The 18093-nt window shown below is 54.8% G+C and carries 15 protein-coding genes; 6 read left to right on the forward strand and 9 right to left on the reverse strand.

What is annotated here, in order from left to right:
- The first annotated feature begins 1 nt into the window (after window position 1).
- Both WC598_RS07615 and WC598_RS07620 read left to right on the forward strand, forming a co-directional pair.
- The gene (locus tag WC598_RS07615) at window positions 2-1615 is read left to right on the forward strand and encodes a hypothetical protein (RefSeq protein ID WP_372960882.1); all 1614 of its coding nucleotides are present in this window, start codon (window positions 2-4) and stop codon (window positions 1613-1615) included.
- 22 nt (window positions 1616-1637) lie between these two features.
- Window positions 1638-1841, forward strand: a complete 204-nt coding sequence (locus WC598_RS07620) for a DUF2997 domain-containing protein (RefSeq protein WP_372960883.1) — start codon at window positions 1638-1640, stop codon at window positions 1839-1841.
- 17 nt (window positions 1842-1858) lie between these two features.
- Here the strand turns inward: WC598_RS07620 and WC598_RS07625 are convergent, their stop codons facing one another.
- Both WC598_RS07625 and WC598_RS07630 read right to left on the reverse strand, forming a co-directional pair.
- Window positions 1859-2953 (reverse strand): CAP domain-containing protein, encoded by a 1095-nt coding sequence (locus WC598_RS07625; RefSeq protein ID WP_372960884.1) that lies wholly within the window; start codon window positions 2951-2953, stop codon window positions 1859-1861.
- Window positions 2954-2993: 40 nt separating this feature from the next.
- Entirely contained in the window at window positions 2994-3833 is an 840-nt protein-coding gene (locus WC598_RS07630; protein ID WP_372960885.1) for a deoxyribonuclease IV, read from the reverse strand.
- Between the two features lie 162 nt (window positions 3834-3995).
- Here WC598_RS07630 and WC598_RS07635 point away from each other — a divergent pair, with 162 nt between their 5' ends.
- Both WC598_RS07635 and WC598_RS07640 read left to right on the forward strand, forming a co-directional pair.
- A complete protein-coding gene (locus WC598_RS07635; protein WP_372960886.1) occupies window positions 3996-4337 on the forward strand; it encodes a GlpM family protein in 342 nt (113 codons plus the stop codon).
- A gap of 87 nt (window positions 4338-4424) precedes the next feature.
- Window positions 4425-4553 (forward strand): hypothetical protein, encoded by a 129-nt coding sequence (locus WC598_RS07640; protein WP_372960887.1) that lies wholly within the window; start codon window positions 4425-4427, stop codon window positions 4551-4553.
- Between the two features lie 55 nt (window positions 4554-4608).
- On the opposite strand, the gene WC598_RS07645 is transcribed toward WC598_RS07640, so the two are convergent.
- Complete coding sequence (locus WC598_RS07645; RefSeq protein WP_372960888.1) at window positions 4609-8781, reverse strand: PAS domain S-box protein; 4173 nt, start codon at window positions 8779-8781, stop codon at window positions 4609-4611.
- Window positions 8782-9401: 620 nt separating this feature from the next.
- On the opposite strand from WC598_RS07645, the gene WC598_RS07650 reads away from it, so the two are divergent.
- Both WC598_RS07650 and WC598_RS07655 read left to right on the forward strand, forming a co-directional pair.
- The gene (locus tag WC598_RS07650) at window positions 9402-9623 is read left to right on the forward strand and encodes a hypothetical protein (RefSeq protein ID WP_372960889.1); all 222 of its coding nucleotides are present in this window, start codon (window positions 9402-9404) and stop codon (window positions 9621-9623) included.
- A gap of 167 nt (window positions 9624-9790) precedes the next feature.
- Entirely contained in the window at window positions 9791-10243 is a 453-nt protein-coding gene (locus tag WC598_RS07655; RefSeq protein ID WP_372960890.1) for a hypothetical protein, read from the forward strand.
- A gap of 651 nt (window positions 10244-10894) precedes the next feature.
- On the opposite strand, the gene WC598_RS07660 is transcribed toward WC598_RS07655, so the two are convergent.
- From WC598_RS07660 to WC598_RS07685, 6 genes are all read right to left on the reverse strand, one after another.
- Complete coding sequence (locus WC598_RS07660; protein WP_372960891.1) at window positions 10895-11047, reverse strand: hypothetical protein; 153 nt, start codon at window positions 11045-11047, stop codon at window positions 10895-10897.
- A gap of 906 nt (window positions 11048-11953) precedes the next feature.
- The gene (locus WC598_RS07665; RefSeq protein WP_372960937.1) at window positions 11954-12706 is read right to left on the reverse strand and encodes a TetR/AcrR family transcriptional regulator; all 753 of its coding nucleotides are present in this window, start codon (window positions 12704-12706) and stop codon (window positions 11954-11956) included.
- 115 nt (window positions 12707-12821) lie between these two features.
- Entirely contained in the window at window positions 12822-14411 is a 1590-nt protein-coding gene (locus tag WC598_RS07670) for an amidohydrolase (protein WP_372960892.1), read from the reverse strand.
- 306 nt (window positions 14412-14717) lie between these two features.
- Window positions 14718-16220 carry an MFS transporter gene (locus WC598_RS07675; RefSeq protein WP_372960893.1) on the reverse strand — a complete coding sequence of 501 codons (1503 nt, stop codon included), beginning with the start codon at window positions 16218-16220 and terminating at the stop codon, window positions 14718-14720.
- Window positions 16217-16885, reverse strand: coding sequence for an ABC transporter ATP-binding protein (locus WC598_RS07680; protein WP_372960894.1), 669 nt, complete (start codon window positions 16883-16885; stop codon window positions 16217-16219). Before WC598_RS07680 ends, WC598_RS07675 begins: the two co-directional genes overlap by 4 nt.
- A 1-nt stretch (window position 16886) precedes the next feature.
- Window positions 16887-18092: an ABC transporter permease gene (locus WC598_RS07685; RefSeq protein ID WP_372960895.1), complete on the reverse strand. Its 1206-nt coding sequence runs from the start codon at window positions 18090-18092 to the stop codon at window positions 16887-16889.
- Between the last annotated feature and the right edge of the window lies 1 nt (window position 18093).

Raw genomic sequence — 18093 nt, forward strand, 5'->3', positions numbered from 1 at the left:
AGTGGAACACACACAGATTTCCGAAGAACCCGTACGACTCGGGGTCGATTTCGGGGTGAGTACAACCATCATAACTGTAGGCGATCCTGCGGGAGGATTCCCCACACTGGATCTTGAAGATATATCCCACATTGTCCCGGGAATTCCCGGGAAAAACGGGGTGTACCTGGTGCCGTCCCTTATCCGGTACGAAGAGGGATGTGTGGCAGGTATCGGCGACGAAGTCTTACGCACAGGTAGGGAACAGGAGGCCTCAACCGCCCGTTCGATGCGTCGGTACCTTTTCGACAACAGCCCCGTTCAGGTGTCAACGGGAAATGGTCACATGATCCGCTGCGGGGTGGCTGCAGCGGAGTTCCTCACCATTGTCCTCTCGCGTGCAGTGGGGCAGTATCCCGGTGGGGCCAACATGGTCTTTGCCCTGCCTGCAGATGCGTCAACGGATTACCCGGCATGGCTGGAGCGCATCAGCCGGGCTGCCGGGGCCCGCTCCTGTTCGTGGGTGAACGAGTTCCTCGCAGCGGCCCTAGGATACGGGGTATACCCACAGGCCGGCAAGCCGTTCCTCGTCATTTCCTTTGCGGAGACCGAACTCACGGTAACCGTTGTGATTGTGGTAGAACCGGGTACTGGGCATGAGTGGGAATGTGTGCGGATGGCCGGGCGCGCTTCCATCCCCACCGGGTGTCAGGTTGTTGATGCCTGGATCGTGCAGGATCTCCTCACCCGCTTCCGGATGCTGGAGAGCAATCCCCGAGAGGAGCGGATCCGTCCCCTGTTATTTCGGGAGGCACGGCGGGCCCGGGAGCGAATCCCGTTCGAGGGGATGGCGGAGATTACAGTCACCGAGCCGGTGGGGGGCAGGACATACACTGCCCATTACGGGCCGGAGGAACTCACCCGGGTGCTGGACGGGCACGGTGTCATCCAAAGCGTGCGGGACGTGCTCGACCGGGCGCTCTCTGCCCTGCGGGCACAAGGGCAGGAGGAGACAAGAATAGCATCCGTCCTTCTCATAGGCCCAGGTTGTACCCTACCGGGGGTTGCGGAATCGGTCCGGGACCGGTTCCCCGGAATCACAGTCCATGTGGGCCATGAGATGGATGCCGTTGCCCGCGGGGCTGCAGCCTTTGCAGAACCGGCCCGGGCACCTGACCGGATAACCAACTCCTATGCACTCCGCTACTGGGATCCGTCTGCACAGGAACATCGCTACCGGTTTCTCGTGCACAGCGGGACACGCTTCCCAAGCGAGGGGCAGATAGCCCGGATCACCATCAGCGCTGCCTATGACGGCCAGACCCACCTCGGGATCCCGCTCTTCGAGATAGCAGGAAACAAGGACAGGGAATGCGCAATCGAGCTGGTGTCGGACACTGCCGGGGGTGTCCGGCTCGCCGGGCCAACAGAGGATGCCGGGGCAACGGTGCAGGCAGTGCCTGTGAACGATCGGAACATACCCCTGCTCATTGCCGAGCCGCCAGCAAAGAAAGGCGAGCCTCGCTTCGAGTGCACGTTTGTCATCGACCGCGAGCGCTACCTCTGCCTTTCAGCCCGCGATCTTGCAACAGGAACGCTCGTGAAACTGAACAGGCAGGTCTACCGGCTGACATAACCGGGTAGAGGGGATACACACCATGGAGATGCAGGAACTCGAAATAACCATTGACAAAAACGGAATGATCCAGATTGCGGTTAAGGGAGTACACGGGGCGGGATGCGATGCGCTGACAAAGGATCTGGAAGATGTTATCGGTACGGTTGAAGAACGGACCTATACTGCCGAATACTACGAACAGCCAGGTGAAGTCCAGAACTTCCAGTACCAGAACCTGCGGTAAGAGACAGGCGATTTTACCTAACAGAAGTTCTCGGTCACGTAGATCTTGTCATCGGGTGCGAATGCGACGCCTATCCCTTCAAGGGAATATGAGCTCGTCAGGATATTCTCCCGGTGCCCGGTGTTGTTCATCCACCCGGCAACTGCCGTGTCGGCAATCTGCTCGGCCGAATTCCAGTCATAGGCAGTGACGGTTCCATTCGGGTCGTTTGTATTGGTGTAATAGAAGCGATACCGGTTCCCCTGGAAGAGGTTCTCGGCTATCCCAAGTGTCGAATAGCTCTTGTAGTAGCGAATGCACGGGTACCCTGCATTATCCCCTCTCGCCCGTGCATTCTTCCCATCCGGGTTGATGTGATCGAAGAAATCCCGGGTCACCATGTCCCAACTGTGCCCGCGGGCGATATCCGCGAGGAACGGATCATAGGAAAGGGGGGCAAGACCGTTCTTCTCCCGTTGGGTATTAATCATGTCATGGATACGCGATTCAATGACCTTGGGATCGAGCGCGGGCGCTCCCGGAGAGGAACTTGTAACAGAACTTGTCGGGGGCTGGATGGGGACATGAGTTACCGCGAGGGTTATCTGCGACGTGGGGCGGGTTGTCGGGATCTCCGTGGGAACGGTTGTGGGTGTTGCGGTGAAAAATGTGGCTGCCGGGACAATGAGCAGGGTGGTAGTATCGAGGGTCGTTCCAACCGTGGGAATAGTCGAAACAGAGGGTGACAGTGCGGCAGGTGCAGTTGTCGGGAGTGAACCGGGTATGCTCATCACAGGAGCCGCAGTCAGACCCCCAGTCTGCGGCCCTGCAGGCGCCATCGACACGGATCCTTCCCGGTCCCCGGAAAAGGTTGCAGACGGGGGTACTGTGGAGGAATGCGGGATGAGCAGGACCAGGGCAACACATACTACGGCAGCGACTACAAGCACAGCGACCACTATGAGCAGATGCAGGCTCGCGGGTTGTAGAGATCCGGCAGGAGGGACAGGCGCCGTCGTCTCCGCTACAGGTAGAACGGGCGCACCGCAGGAAGTGCAGAATTTCAGGGACGAGGAAATGAGGGGGGCGCCGCATTTCCCGCAGAACCGGTTATTCATAATATCAGGAGTCATGATTTCGATGCGGGAGCAAAAAGGGTATCTGAAAACAGGGTTACCCGGCAAGGTCACGGACGGCCCGGATATTCCCCCGGTCGTCACGGCGCTCGTCAACGGGAGTCTCGCAGACGAGAGGGAGGGAGGAAAAGACCTTGTTGTGCAGTATGTGCCGGAACCCGTCCTCTCCAATGAAGCCAAGGCCGATGTGCTCGTGACGGTCAAGGCCACTGCCCTTATCGCCTTTCGTGTCGTTGAGGTGGATGATCCTGATATTTTTCAGACCGATCTGCTCGTCGAATTGCCCGAGAGTCTCGGCGATACCGGCCTCAGTCCGGAGCTCGTAACCAGCAGCGAAGGCATGACAGGTGTCAAAGCAGACTCCAATGCGTTTCGTGTCGGAGAGCCCGTCAAGGATTCCCTGGATGTGCTCGAAACTGCTCCCAACACTGTTCTTCTCGCCCGCGGTATTCTCAAGGAGGAGCATTGCCCCGCTGTTTGAAGCTGCAAGGGCAGAATCAATTGCCCGGATCACCCGTTCCCTTCCACCAGCCATGCCATCGCCAAGATGGTGGCCGAGGTGGGTGACGAGGTAGGGGATACCAAGCGCCCCGCACCGGTCCAGTTCGGAGGTAAGGGTTGCAACCGACTTCTCGTACACCTCCACTTTAGGTGAGGCGAGGTTCGGGAGGTAGGGCATGTGGTCGACAGGGAGGATGCCAGTGGTCCTGATCTTCTGCCGGTAGAGTTCCACAACTTCATCGGAGAGCGGGAGATAACTCCAGCCCCGGGGATTGCGCGAGAACATCTGGAAGACATCGCACCCTGCATCATTTGCCCGGTCCACAGCGAAATCGAGCGAGCTCGCAATCGAGACGTGGACCCCCACTTTTACCATTCGGTTTCTCCCTCCATTGTACCTGATCATCGCGTGCGGGAATTATTAGGGCTTGTGATCGGAGCAGGGGCGATAGAGCCGGTGTTCCTTGAACGACTGCCGATACAACCACTACTACCATGAAAGACCGGGTTTTTATTCTCGCAGGGAAATAATCCCGGGATGAATTATCTTTACATGCTCCTGAAATTCATTATCGGGGGCAGCGTCATTGTCGGGGTGACGTTTCTTGCTGAACAGGTAGATCCCCGGTACGGAGGCATGCTCGCCGCAGCGCCGATCATCACCACCCTCGCGTTCCTCTTCACTTACAGCGAGGCCGGCCAGGAGACGACACGGCAGCTGGTCGTATCGGCATTCTGGTTCGCGATCCCGAGCATCCTCTTCCTGCTGACGTTATATTTCCTTCTGACCAGATTCAGCTTTTTCCCAAGCATCGGAGGGGCATACGGAGTCTGGATCGCGGCACTCCTCATCATAAACAGCATTGTTTCAAGCGTTTAAGTACTGACGTCACCAGGGGGAGGAGCGCGATGTTAGCAGTAACTCCACACAACACGTTCTCCCGGCCCGCCCGGACGATAACTGCATATGAGCCGGCGGGCGCAGAAACTCGTTGGCATCCTGTTTCTCGTTTCAGCCATACCAATCCTGTTCGCACCAAATATTCCCAGGTTCCCGCTCATTGCCGGCACATCCTGCTTTTGCTCGGCTGCCTGACACATCTTCTCGCGGACTCGGTAACACGGGCAGGGTTGCTAGGGTGATCCGACACCTACGACGGAGGAAAACCCGAAGAATCCGGATCTACCCTAGAGATGTTGCCGGTATATCGGAACGCATTCTTTGGCACCAGGATTTCAAACCGGGCGCCGGTGCCGGGGTTACCCGTCTCCCGGATCGTGATCCCGGTGATGGCGAGGATCTCCCGGACCAGGAACAACCCAAGACCGGTATTCTTCCCAAAACCGCGATTGAACAACCGGACCTTGCTTTTTGCAGGGATCCCCAGGCCGTCATCCTCGATCACCAGGGTCAGACCGTCCTTTCCAAGGTCAGCCGCAACCCGCATCATTGTCATTTTCTCTCCGCCATACCGGAGCGCATTATCAAACAGATTATAGAAGACCTTTGCAAGGAGGGGGTCCGCCAGAACCTCAACATGTGTTACCTCGCACACCAGCCGGATATTCCCGAATGGTAGAGATTCCCACGATGTCCCGACAAGGCGCCCGATATCCTGCCAGGAGGGGACTTTTGCTCCCATATCATCAATGATGGACGTGAAACTGATCTGTTGATCAATGACATCCGCTATCTTCTGTTCCCGGTTAATAATCTCCAGCATACGGTCAGGATCGGCAACCGATGCCCGAGATAGTTCCAGCCACCCGCCAAGGGCCAGCAGCTGGTTGCGGATATCGTGACGCGTGATGTTCGTCATGAGCGTGAGCTGCCGGTTTGCCTGCCGCAGGGCATTCTCAGCATTCTTTAAGTGGGTGACGTCATGGAGGAGTCCTTCGATACCGTCCATATTCCCATCCTTGTCATAGAGCAGGCGGATGCTTGTCGTGGCATTGTGCAGCCTTCCGTACCGGTCTTTCAGAGTGAGGGGATATCCCGATACTGCCTTCTTTTCCTGAAGATATGCGAGGAACGTGTCACGCTCAGCAGGATCTGCGTAGAAATCGGTTGCCCGCATCTTCCCGACGAGATCGGCTGGGGAATCGTAGCCCACGAGCCGGGCCCCGTATGAGCTAATCATCGTGATGACACCGTCCCGGTCGAGGCGGTAGAAGACATCCTGAATATTGTCGATGATCTGTCGGTAATTCTCTTCACTGCACCGCAGGGCTTCCTCAGTCCGCTGACGAGCCGTGATATCCCGTATGATCGAGATGATGCCCCGCACGGAGCCATCGAGATAATGGAGAGCCGAACTGTGCATCTCCACAACAAAGCGGGATCCATCCCTCCGCTGCACATGATATGTATTCGAGACAAAGGTGTTGTCGGTAAGCACCTGCCTGAAACGTTCCATAGCGAGAACGCGATCCACCGGGCAGATCCAGTCAAGAACATGTGTTCCCAGCACCTCTTTTGCATCGGAGATGCCGAAGAACTCGAGCGATTTCGGCGATGTATAGGTGAGGACGCCCTCCTTGTCAACCATGCAGATCCCGTCCGGCGATGCCGTGAAGAGGCTCCGGTACAGTTCTTCGGATTGCTTAAGCGCTTCTTCCGCCGTTTTCCGCTCCGCGATATCCCGGCAGATGTACACAATGCCATACGGGGTTCCATCCGGTTTGCGGAGGACATCCCCGTTCACTTCTAGCCGGAGCCGGACGCCGTTGTTGACAAGGAGGGTATATTCCTTAGGACCCAGCGGGCCCTCGAACATCAGCCGGGTGTTGGTCACTGCTTCGGCAAGACTTTCCGGCGCAATCAGGGAGAGCATGGATCGTCCGATTACGTCACCGGGGGTTTCGTACCCGCCCAGATTCAGACCAATCTCATTGACGTAAGTAATATTCCCTTCAGCATCAGTTTGGACAACGATATCCGGGATCGCTGCAATCATCCGCCGGTGCAGTTCCTCACTCTCGATAAGCGCGGTCTCGTGGCGCCGTTCCTCAGTGATATCACGAATGGTACCGATCGCAACCGGCAGGCCACGGTATGAACCGGTTCCGATCTGGATCTTCACCAGGTTCCGTGTAATCCCATCGCGATGTAGGGTGTGGAACTCGTAGACCTCCGGCAGGGAACTGCCCGGGAGGCGTCTTTTGTGGCGCGATAAAACCATCTCCCGGTCTTCAGGAGCAACAAGAGGAGCAAATGGTGTATCTGACAGTTCTTCAGCAGTATAACCGCAGATTGCTGCAAAGGGTTCGTTGACAAAGAGGAGTATTCCATTATGGGCAATAAAAACCCCGTCCCCGGTATGGCTGACCAGGATACGGTACTTCTCCTCGCTCTCGGTCAGCTGCTCCTGGCTCTCCTTGATCATGTCGAGCTGGGACCGGAGTTCTTCCTGCGACGCGGTCAGCTGCTCGTAGGCAGCCTTGAGTTCCTCGTCGGCCCGCTTGGTTGCCGTTATATCGAGTTCGATTCCATCCCAGAGAGTTCTGCCACCGGGCAGCGGGCGGGGGGCAGAGCGGAGGAGGACCCACCGCTCAATGCCCGAGGGGGGATGGATCCGGATCTCGGCACTGAAGAGGGAGAGGGTCATGTGGGAGTGCTCCTCGGCCTCCCTGACCCGGGGGAGATCTTCAGGAACGATCTGGCTGTAGATTACCTGCGGATCCTGCAATACCTGCTCCGGAGTGACCTCATGGATCACTTCAACACCGGCGCTCACGTGAATGTATCGCCGCGTCCCATCCGGCTCCCTCACGACCTGGTATACCATGCCGAGGGGAAGGTTGTCGGCAAGCGAGCGAAGTTGTTCCTCGTGTTCCCGCAGGGCATCCTCGGCACGCTTCTCCTCGGTAATGTCCCGGGCAATACCGAGGATTGCGGGTTTCCCAAGGTATTCGACAATGTCAACAAAGAACTCCCCATCCCGCGCTTCGCCGCGCTTCGTGATGATCCGGGCTTTGAAGGTCGTGGAGACCTGCCCGCCGGAAAATCGCTCCATAGCCGATTTTTTAAGCCGCTCACGGTCGTCCGGGTGGATGAAATCCCAGATCTCCTTCTTCATGAGTTCTGCATGCGAGTATCCGGTGAGTTCCTCTGCCTGATGGTTGATGAAGAGGAGGCGGTTTTCCCGGTAGATGTAGATCGTGTCGTGGCTGTTCTCGACAACGAGCCGGTACTTTTCTTCTGATTCCCTGAGTGCAGTCTGTGCCTGTTTCTCCTCGGTCACATCCCGGGAATAGACCGCAATCGATGCAACCCTGCCATCCGGGCCGCGAACAGGGTAGATATGGTTCTCATACGATCTCCCGGTCCGGTCATCGGAATAGATAAGGGGACATCTGGTCGCAACAGCATCATCGATCTTCATCTTCCACAGGGCCCCGAGTTCGGGTGAGATCGGGTCAAACGCATTCATCCCGACAAGGTTAACAGAAGGAATATGGTAGCGGGTGGATGCGGCCTCGTTGACGGCAAGGATGGTACCTGACGTATCAAGCAACATGGAGACATCAGGGGGCGCATTGAGGAGAGCGTCGATGGTGTTGTGCGCATTTTTCCGTGCCGTGATATCCATACTCTGGGTATAGATGAGGTCCTGGCCGGGCACCTGAACGCGGGTCAGCGATACGAGCGTCGTGAACATCCGGCCGGTCCGGTCCCTGACAAAGAGTTCGGCATTCCTGACGGTTCCTTCCCGGTCCAGCTGATCCCGAATAAGGGAGAACTGGGCCGGGTCGACGATGAATCCGATCTCCGCCAGTGTCTTCCCAATTACATCCTCTCGGGGAAGTCGGAGGTCCGCGAGAAAACGGTTGTTGATATCGATAATTTTTCCTGAAGAGTACTCAGTGATCAGCTGGTGAATGGGACTGACATGGAAGAGGGTGGAGAGCCGTTTCTCGGAATCGTGCTGGGCATCCAGGGCACGTTTGCGCCCTATGGCCATGTTGATCTTGTGATAGAGCTCGGCGAACTGCGGCCTTACATCCCCGCCCTTCTGAAGGTAGAAATCCGCGCCGTTGTTGATAGCCTCAATAACTACCTCCTCACGACCCCGACCGGTGAACAGGATGAACGGAAGATCCCCGAATTCTGCGCGGACGGTCTTTAAGAATGCCAGCCCATCCATCTCCGCCATCTGGTAATCAGAGATGATCGCGTCGTACGGCTTTTCCCGGAGGGCACAAAGACCATCCAAGGCGGACTGCCGGGTATCAATGGCAATGTTTCCCAGTTTTTCAAGAAACGTCTTTCCGAGATCGAGAAGTTCCGGTTCATCGTCAACATAAAGGACAGTGTACTGCATTATGTTCATTCCGGAATGGGCGGGTGTTCTGCACACATCCGGCTGAACCCCAATCCCGTGGTCAATTTACGAAATGTAAATTGAGAGCGGGAAATGAAATAGGTTTGGCAGAACGCCCGGTTTTCCGCATGAGTGCACCACAACAGTTTCTCATGGCCATCTTTGAGTGGATGATCAAGTCACGAAGTATTGCGGTGCTGTCCCGTTGCGGAGATAATCCCTGATCACCAGCACCGCAGGAGCCGAATCATTTCAGTACCGGAAAAACGGGAGGTGGTAAAGGCTTGTCTTCTTAATAAACTGTGTTGTGCATTGCCTGATTATTGCACGTCTCCGACGGTATCTCCAGTGGAAGGGAAGGGGTATAAGAACATTCTGGATTTACCGGATTGGCTCCGCGCACATAATATTTCCCTAAAATCCTAAAATAACTATCAAAAAGGGAAAATATATATCCGTTAATTTTGCCCATTTTCTTCGATCCGCACGGATAGCACCTACGCGATCCAGTTCGCAAACGGTTCCTCCATGTTAACTGCCACCATGCTTCCTTCATGGGGGAAGCCCGCAGGATAGAGATGCCGGAGATGTACGAGACAAAGGTGTGAGGGAGTTATAGGATGATCAGCTCTTGGCAGCAGATGCGGGTGTGCGCTTGCGAAGATGCAGTCGAGTGGGCCGGAACCGTTTTGAAAACACAAATAAACTGCCGGCGGGTTTATGTAAAGAATCACCCGAGCCGAAAGATTCTGGCTATGGAGAACCGCACGAATTACGCCCTGATCGATGCGACAACACCAAAGCTCATCGCAGCATTCAGTGACCAGGCAAGGAACTATTAGGCATTCAACGCCGGGTTTCTCGGAGATAACAAAATCGATGGGGGAAATCTGCTCCCCATCGCAACCATGTTACCCGCACAATCCCTCACAAGGCAGCGGATGCCCCGACTGCAGACCGGTCCCGGGCACTCTCGTGTCGGGAAATCCTTTGCCATGGATCTGCATGCATGAAAAGGCCAAAGTCGCTTCCGCATCACCACACATCCCGAGCTCCCGGGAAGGTTCGATCCTTCCTGAAACACATCAACTGCCGGAACGGCACCATCAACCTCACAACCATGACATTACGGGAGCATCGAAAGGAAGAAATGCTCCCGAAGATAGGCCGCGGTAGCGGACGACTCCCGTGCGGAAGATCCGTTGGGCCCCCCACCCGGACTCTTCGCGGGCGACATCGACTATCTCGCCGGGTTCCAGCCCATATGCGAGGACACGCTCCTTGGCACCAACTCCCAATAGATGAGGTTCATCATTTATACCCGGGCCGGAACTGGAAGTCAAAGATGATCGAGGTGCTGACACAGAGAAAAATGATGATGGCCCATAAGGAGCGGAGCGTCAATGACCAGACCGGAGCGGGAATAGGATCCCGGATTTATACATTATATACTCATGGATAGAATATTTCAGATTCTCATTTCGATAGACACACATTGAAATCCGAAAAAAAAATCTGAACAATACCCGGACATAACGGTAGAGAATACAGACATGTGGAAAAATCCGGATTATAAAGGAATATAAAAAAATAGATTCGTTACTAATTTCAAATACAATAGATAACGGATGAAATTGGAAAATCCAATTATACACCGCATTTCACAATTCTTACAAACAATCCACGCTTCCACATGAGACATATACACGTGATACGTGCCCTCAAATCCAATCAGATTGCTTTGTAGTCATGATAAAATGCAGTTGCCGGTTCCATTTTTTAGTCAAGCGAATCCAATTTTCAGATACCAGATTTTCTTTCCGACGAAAAATCCAAATGAATTTCGTATCACAATTTATCGTCAGAGATAGTTGTTTACCGATTTCAAATTCCGCTGCATGGCAAGATTTCATGAAATATTAATGGTTATTGTCGTCGAAAATACAGTTTGAAAAAAACGGGAAATCGATTCTTCATCATTATTTATGAACAATTCTCATTTTTTCAATTCATCCGGGGGATCAGGTCATATTCGGGCCTGCCGGCGTTCATCCCCCCTTCACACCACCCCTCAATCTCCACGATCTCTCGCACGATTACGCTCGTAGCAGAGTTACCCAGCCAACTGGAGGGAAACAATCCCCGCGTCAGCCGGAAAAAACGAGTACACAATAATTGCACAAAACGCAATCAAAAAGACGAGAGCATCCAACGGGGCAATCTGCGGGTCCGGTACCGCAAGCCAGTACAGCAGGATCCAGATCATCGCTAACAACACGATAACACAAAGGAGGCAGGGCAGACTCCATAAAAGGAGGGAAACCGGTTTCACGCATATGCGTAGACAGTTCCCCGGGGAAGATAGATGCTTTTGAGCGGCGGGAACAACCAGACTCCCGGTACCCGACCTCCCCGTATCCTTCAACATCCATCAGCCAAGGGTCCTACACCGGAACTTTCATCGAGGACATGTTGCTTGCGTGTGTGATCGTCTCGGGTATCCTGATCATCTGGGACCGGACACTCGATCATATGGAGACAACTGGCAGAAGGTAACACAAAATAAAGAAAAAACGGGGCGGGGTAGATCTCCTGCCCTTATAGTCCCGAAGAACATCTCACAGGTTCTGCGGGATTGTTCAATCGTCGTCATCCTCCTCATATTCCGGCCACAGGTAATCATCGTTGGCCGGGTCCGGGAGGTCTTCAGGATCCCTCATATCACAGCGGGGATCGTCTTCAGGGTTCATGGAATCCCACGGGGCGCGATTTTCGCCCCGGGGATCATGTCCTTCGTGTGCCGTGCTGCAACGGCGTCCTGCGGAACTTTTTTGCCCTCTTCCCATCCTGTATCACCTCCATTCTCGTATTCCCCAAAAATAAAACTCAATAATCTTTTCCGGATAAAAAATCTTTTGTAAAAACTAAAAAAACCTGTCGATGTTCTGTATCCACCGGGCCCCTTTGAGGGACCAGTTTTCTGACTGCTCCGACGGTCATTGGATTGGGAAGGGAGACCTGCGCAGCCACCCGCCGCGGTATTGCATCGAACCCTGCCCTCTGTCCACTGCCGACAGCTCTGCCGTACAGAGGGCCATCCGTCATGGCCATGAGCGGGAAGGAACCCCCGTAAAAGTGGCTGTGCGGCATGAGCCGGGAAATACCCGGACACTTATTTTTTTTTCTTCCGTTCAACCGCTATAGGTTCAAGGGCAAGGGAGATAGAGCCAAAGGACTCAAAACCCTTGATATCGATGAAATGAGGTTTTTCCAGAGTTGCCCGAGCATCAACCGCCGGTGTGATAAACCGCAGGAAATCCTGGGCAAAGGTCTCATGGCTGATGCCACGGTCATCGAGGATAGTTATCCATTTATTTTCAAGTGAAAGGATAGTCATGAACGAGATCATCAGGAAAAGGGTCATCTCCAGAGGATCGAGATCATTGCGGATGGTGCCGTCATCGATACCTTCCTGTACCACGGAGCATATGAGACTACGGCTCTCGGCAGAGGCAGCGAGGATGTCAGTCAGCTCCGGGCTCTCATCTTTCCTGAACCGATCAGATCCATAGTACCGAATCATCCTGAGGTAATCGGGATACTGCTGGTTAAACCGGTAATAAGCCCTACCCATCAGCGAGATCTTTGTGATGCCGGTAACACGAGTCTCCACGCACTCACGGTACATGCGGTTGAGATGGGCAAACCCCCGCAGGACAATGGCCGACAGGAGGGCTTCCTTGTTCCGGAAATAGAGGTAGATCGTGGCCTTGTTCAGCTCGACCTCGTTTGCGATCTCGTCCATGGAAACATCGTCGTAACCGCGGGAGAAGAAGAGACGCTCGGCTGTATCGAGGATCTCGGTCCTCCGCTGCTCCTTCTCCCGCTGTCTCCTGTCTGCAATGGCCATGGTTTTGATCCACATCAAGAATTAGTATATAACCGGTAGTTGCTGGCAATAAAAGGATTTGGCGTCCGAAATCTTCCCAACGGATCGGAGCAGGATTATGTCTGTATGTCGGAAAAATGATTCTCCCGGTTCAGCCGGCCCGGTACACCATCTCCCCGTTCCGCCAGGTCTCAACAACACGTGGGGGGTGCATCGGATCCAATTCCCCGTCGAGAATGACAAGATCGGCGACGAGCCCCACCTTCAGCATCCCCCGTTCGTTCTCCTGGCCGCCGGCCCAGGCGCAACCGGCCGTATAGATCCGGAGCCATTCTTCAAACGGGAGAACCTGCTCCGGGAAGATTGTTATGCCATCCCCATTACTCATGGTCGAGCCCATAACCGAACACCTGATCGGGTCGCGAGCATCCAAAAATCCGCCCGGGTCATCGCTGCTCGCCGCAACAACCACGCCGGCACGAGAGAGCTCCCCGTAGGCAAACCATTTCGCTTCTTCGACACGGGCCTGCGCCATGCCCTTTCCCCGCACGAGGAACTGGGGCTGGATCGAGACGCACCCGTTCATACCGGCGAGCCTCTGGATCTGGCTTTCGGACAGGAGGTTCAGGTGCTCGAGCCGGGGCCGAAGGACAAAACCTGCGGGCGCTTGTCCGGCGGCTTGTTCATAGGCATCGAGCACGGCATCCGTTGTGACGTTCCCGATCGAGTGGATACAGGTCTGGAACCCGTGGCGGGTTGCGGTGCAGATTGCATCGGTAAAATCATCCCGGTATTTCCCGCTTGTGAACACCCGCCCCTGGATCTTCATGGCAAACGCAACCATTTCCGGAGTACCTCCGTCAGCAAAGATTTTCACCGGGCCGGTGCGGAGCTGCTCATCACCGGTTCCGGTTACAGGGCCGTTGAGCCGTGCCCCAACCTCATTGTCCAGTACGGTTACGCCATGCGGCATCATCAGGACCGAGACCGGCAGCCTTCCTTCCATGTACAGGAGTCGATAGGCAGCTTCGGCAGATGGCGTGACTCCTGGATCGTGAACTGCGGTGATGCCAAGAGGCAGCAGTTCATGAGCCCTGGTCTCGATTAGGTCCGAAAGCCTCCGGGTATCCGCGGCCATGATCTCCTTAAAAACCGGGGCCTGTGCCTGCTCGATGAGAATACCTGTGGGAAGTCCCTCCGGGTTCCGCTGGATGATGCCGCACCGGAGGTCGGGGGTTGACAGTCCGATACCGGTGATCTCCAGGGCACGGCTGTTCACCACGGATTTATGAAACGTGGTCTGGATCAATGCGACGGGACGGTCCGGGTACTGGAGGTCGAGATCCTCCCGCGTGAGCTCGATCCCTCCGGAATGAGCATCGAACCAGCCAAAACCTACGATCCAGCCGGAGCCGGGATGCTTGTTTGCGTGCTCCTTCATTGCTGCAAAGATCGCGTCCCGGTTTGTGAGGCCCATGAGATTTGCCCATTCCGGCATGAAACACGCAAAGGATGAAAGGTGGTTGTGGGAATCGATGAAGGCCGGGATCAGGGTCCGGCCTGCAAGATTCTTCACTTCGATACCCGGATAGTCCCGGAGGAGGGTTTCATCTCCCACACCGACGATCCGACCCTCCCTGATGACAACCACCTTTACAGCGGGTTGGCCGGGGTCCATGGTCAGGATTTTTCCGTTCGCGAATGCGATTACTGGTTTTACGTTTCTGGTTTTTGGCGTCATGATAATACTCAGGTTCTGATATCTGTCGTGCGGTTCGTGGAGTTCCGTTGCTCCTGTGCTGTGACCAGAGAATTCACCGGAACTATCGGTATAATCTCTCCGGATCTTTGATGTGCTTCATCTCCCTGAAATCCCGGTAAGGTCGCCCTGTCGGCACGTTTCCGACATATCGGGGAGGTGGAATTGGGACAGGCAAACGGATTGTTCCCAATCGTTGAGAGCCTATCACAAGTAGCGAGATTCATACGTTAACCTCATTTTTGTAATTCGCAACCGGCTGTTTGTATCCCACTTTCAGGGGGAATTCTATTCTTCGTAAACGTTGACCGGGCCAGCAGTAGTTGGCTGAGGAGGCGTCTGCATGTTCCTCATCACCGACACGATCCCTGAACACAGACAGATGCCCGCAGCAATGAGTGCTGATACTCCGAATATCTGCGAAAGGAGTGCTTGGTCGGCCCCTAGGACCGGACCTCTGTACCCTGACCCCAGAAACCCTGCTGCAACAAGGATGCTCGCGAGTGAGATTCCCAGTGCCGAGGCTAGGTTGTTCATCGTAGCAGAGACACTCGAAGCTGCCGCTGTATTCTTTAATGGAAGCGAGGTCATAGTCTCAGTTGCGTTTGGGCTGACGAAGAACCCGCCGCCAATCCCCCGAATTACGAACGCAGTTACAATCAGGCCTAGACCAGCAACGAGAATCGCGTATGTCAGGATAAGGAACCCGGCGATACTGATAGCCACACCCACTGCTGCCAGATACCGGTACCGGTAACGGTCGTACACCCACCCGCTCACGGGAGATGCAACCATCAGGAAGAGCGGGACCAGCATATAGAGAAGTCCGATCTGGAGTGGCGAATAACCCATGACCCCCTGGAAATAGAACGGTCCGATTGTGTTCACTATAGTAACAGCAATGGTAAAGAGAGCCGAGGCGATCACCGGCATTACGAACCAGCGGTTCTTCAGGAAAGTAATGTCGAAAATGGGATGGGGACAGCGTCTCAGGTGAACAAGAAGCAGCATGAAACTTGCCACTACGACTATCCCATTCGCAAGGAGAAGAAGAGTCATGGTAAAGAGGTATGCCATCTGTCCGCAGAAGACAATGAGCGATGTAATGAAGACAAAAAGCAGGCATGCCCCGATCCAGTCCATGATGAAGTGGGGGTCTATGGTTTCCGGTATCCGGAAGTAACGGGATACCCCGAAAAGGAGGAGGATTCCAACTGGTACATTTACAAGGAAGATTGATTGCCACCCGAAGAGTGCAGTCAGGAACCCCCCAAGTACTGGTCCAAGGACAGCACCGAGACCGAAAACGGCACCAAAGAGACCCATTGCTCGTCCCATCTCTTCCTTTGGGAATGTGTTGACGATGATTGCACCTGAAATGGAAAACATCATTGAGGCACCGAGTCCCTGGAGGATCCGGGATGCGACAAGCCAGCTGATTCCGGGTGCAATGGCGCATGCAAGAGAACTGGCAGTGAAGAGGACGAGCCCCGCAGTGAACAGCCGGGTCTTTCCGGTAAATTCCGAGAGCCTGCCGAAGATGATGAAGAGGCTGGTCATCGCAATGAGGTACCCGGTCAGGACCCACTGGGCTTCGGCAATACCGATCGCAAAATCGGTGGTCACGGTCGGGAGGGCGATGTTCATCATGAAGGCGTCAAGGATGGCCATCAACATACTTACGAGGACGATCACGAGTACGGACTTTCGGTCCCTGTCCCGGGTCGCTGTTGCGTCTGTCAGGTTGGTATTCATTTCAATTCTTCCAAATTCGTCTTTTTCCAGGGTCATGAGGCAACGACCTCGCCATCCCTGAGGGTAATCACCCGGTCAAAATACTCGGTATGCCAGGGTTCGTGAGAGACCATGACAATCGTCTGTTTCAGCTCTTGGTTCAGTTGCCTGAAGAGTTCAAGGATGTTTCTTGAAGTCTCGGAATCCAGGTTGGCACAAGGTTCATCGGCGAAGAGAATACGTGGCTTATTGACAAGTGCCCGTGCAATAGAGACGCGCTGCTGTTGCCCTCCGGACAGTTCATGATACAGATGATTGATGCGATCGCCAAGACCTACGGATGAGAGGATTTCCGTGCTTGCCGGAATACACTCCCCGCGTGGAGTTCCCCGTACGAGACAGGGAAGACAGACATTCTCCAGCACCGAGAGCTCGCTTATCAGGGCATAATCCTGGAAGACGTAGCCGAGATTGTTCAGGCGAAAGAGCGTCCGCTCGTCCTCGGTGAGTGTTCCCACGTCGGTCCCGGCAAGGGTAATGCTTCCGCGGGAGGGATGATCAAGAAGGCCCAGCATATGCAGGAGCGTGGACTTACCGCTTCCGCTCGAACCCATGATCCCGATAAACTCCCCTTTCTCAATGGTCAGGGAGACATCCCGCAGGGCATGGACCTGCACCGCCCCCAGGGTGTAGATTTTACTGAGATCTTCACAGAGGATCATGCTACCCCCTCATACCGTCGAGGATCTCTTCCCGCGTTGTTGTCCAGGCCGGAATGTAGCCAGCAATGAAGGATACCACCAGGAGATCCAGGATGCCGCTTGTGATAAGAGAGAGCGAAACAACCGGGGTCACGACACCCATGGAGGGGAACCTGACGGGGTTCGCGGTCATAGCCTGGGTCTGGAGGAGAAAGAGCATGAGGCCGAGGATGATCCCGATCCCACAGAGGACAAGGACCTGAATAAGGTAATCGTTGATGATGATCTCACGCTTTATGCCGATCGCTTTCATGATCGCAATCTGTTTGCGCTTGTTGGTCGTGTTGATGTAGACCACGATGAAGACGACAATGCTTGCAAACAGGAGATAAAAGATGGTCATGATCGCGTTGAGCGCCTCGAAGGTCTTCGCGGTGTCCGTCATGAACGCCCCGGCCTCTTCTGACCAGGTTTTGACAGGTTCCTGGACGCCGTACTGCATCAGCGTTGTCTTGAACGCATTTTCATCAACAGATGGGGAGAGCCGGATAAGGATAAGGGATGCCTTGTCGGAAAGACCGGTAACAGATTCAGCTTCTTCCCGTGTAATCACAGCGGACATATCCGCAGAGAGCGAGTCGGTCGCATAAATTCCCTTGACCCGGTAACTCCGGACCACCCCGTTCGAATAGGCCACGTCAACGGTATCTCCTACCTGGGCGCCCCGGAGGGCTTTGACTTTATCGAGTTTCTGGTCCTTGTTACCGGCGAGAATGGCCCCGAGAACGATCTGCCCCCGGTCGCCATCGGAAAGGAATTCTCCTGACAGCATCTTGGTATGGGTCCTGAGCACCGGCCGGGCATCCGAGGGATCAATGGCATAGAGCGGCCCCGAATACTGGGTGTCCTTGAAGGTATAGGTTGCACCCAGCTTGTACTCAGGGGTGCTTGCAACAACCCCGGGAATCCGGTCGATCTTCTTCTTGAGACCTGCAGCATGGTCAATATAGACCTGGTGCTCTTTTGGCTCGACAACAATGTTGCCGAAACTGTAGTCTATGATCTGGTTGTTGACCGCAGAGATGATCCCTGCATTCAGCGAGGGCTGGAAACAGAGCATGATAAAGACGAGCGCTATTATCAGGACCGTGAGAACGGTCGTGAACCGGTTTCCCCGCTGGAGACCCCGAAGGGCCAGGTGTGCGGAGACCCGAAGTGTGGAGGCCATG

Origin of the sequence: Methanoregula sp., assembly GCF_041645475.1 — an archaeon.
Classification (GTDB): domain Archaea; phylum Halobacteriota; class Methanomicrobia; order Methanomicrobiales; family Methanospirillaceae; genus Methanoregula.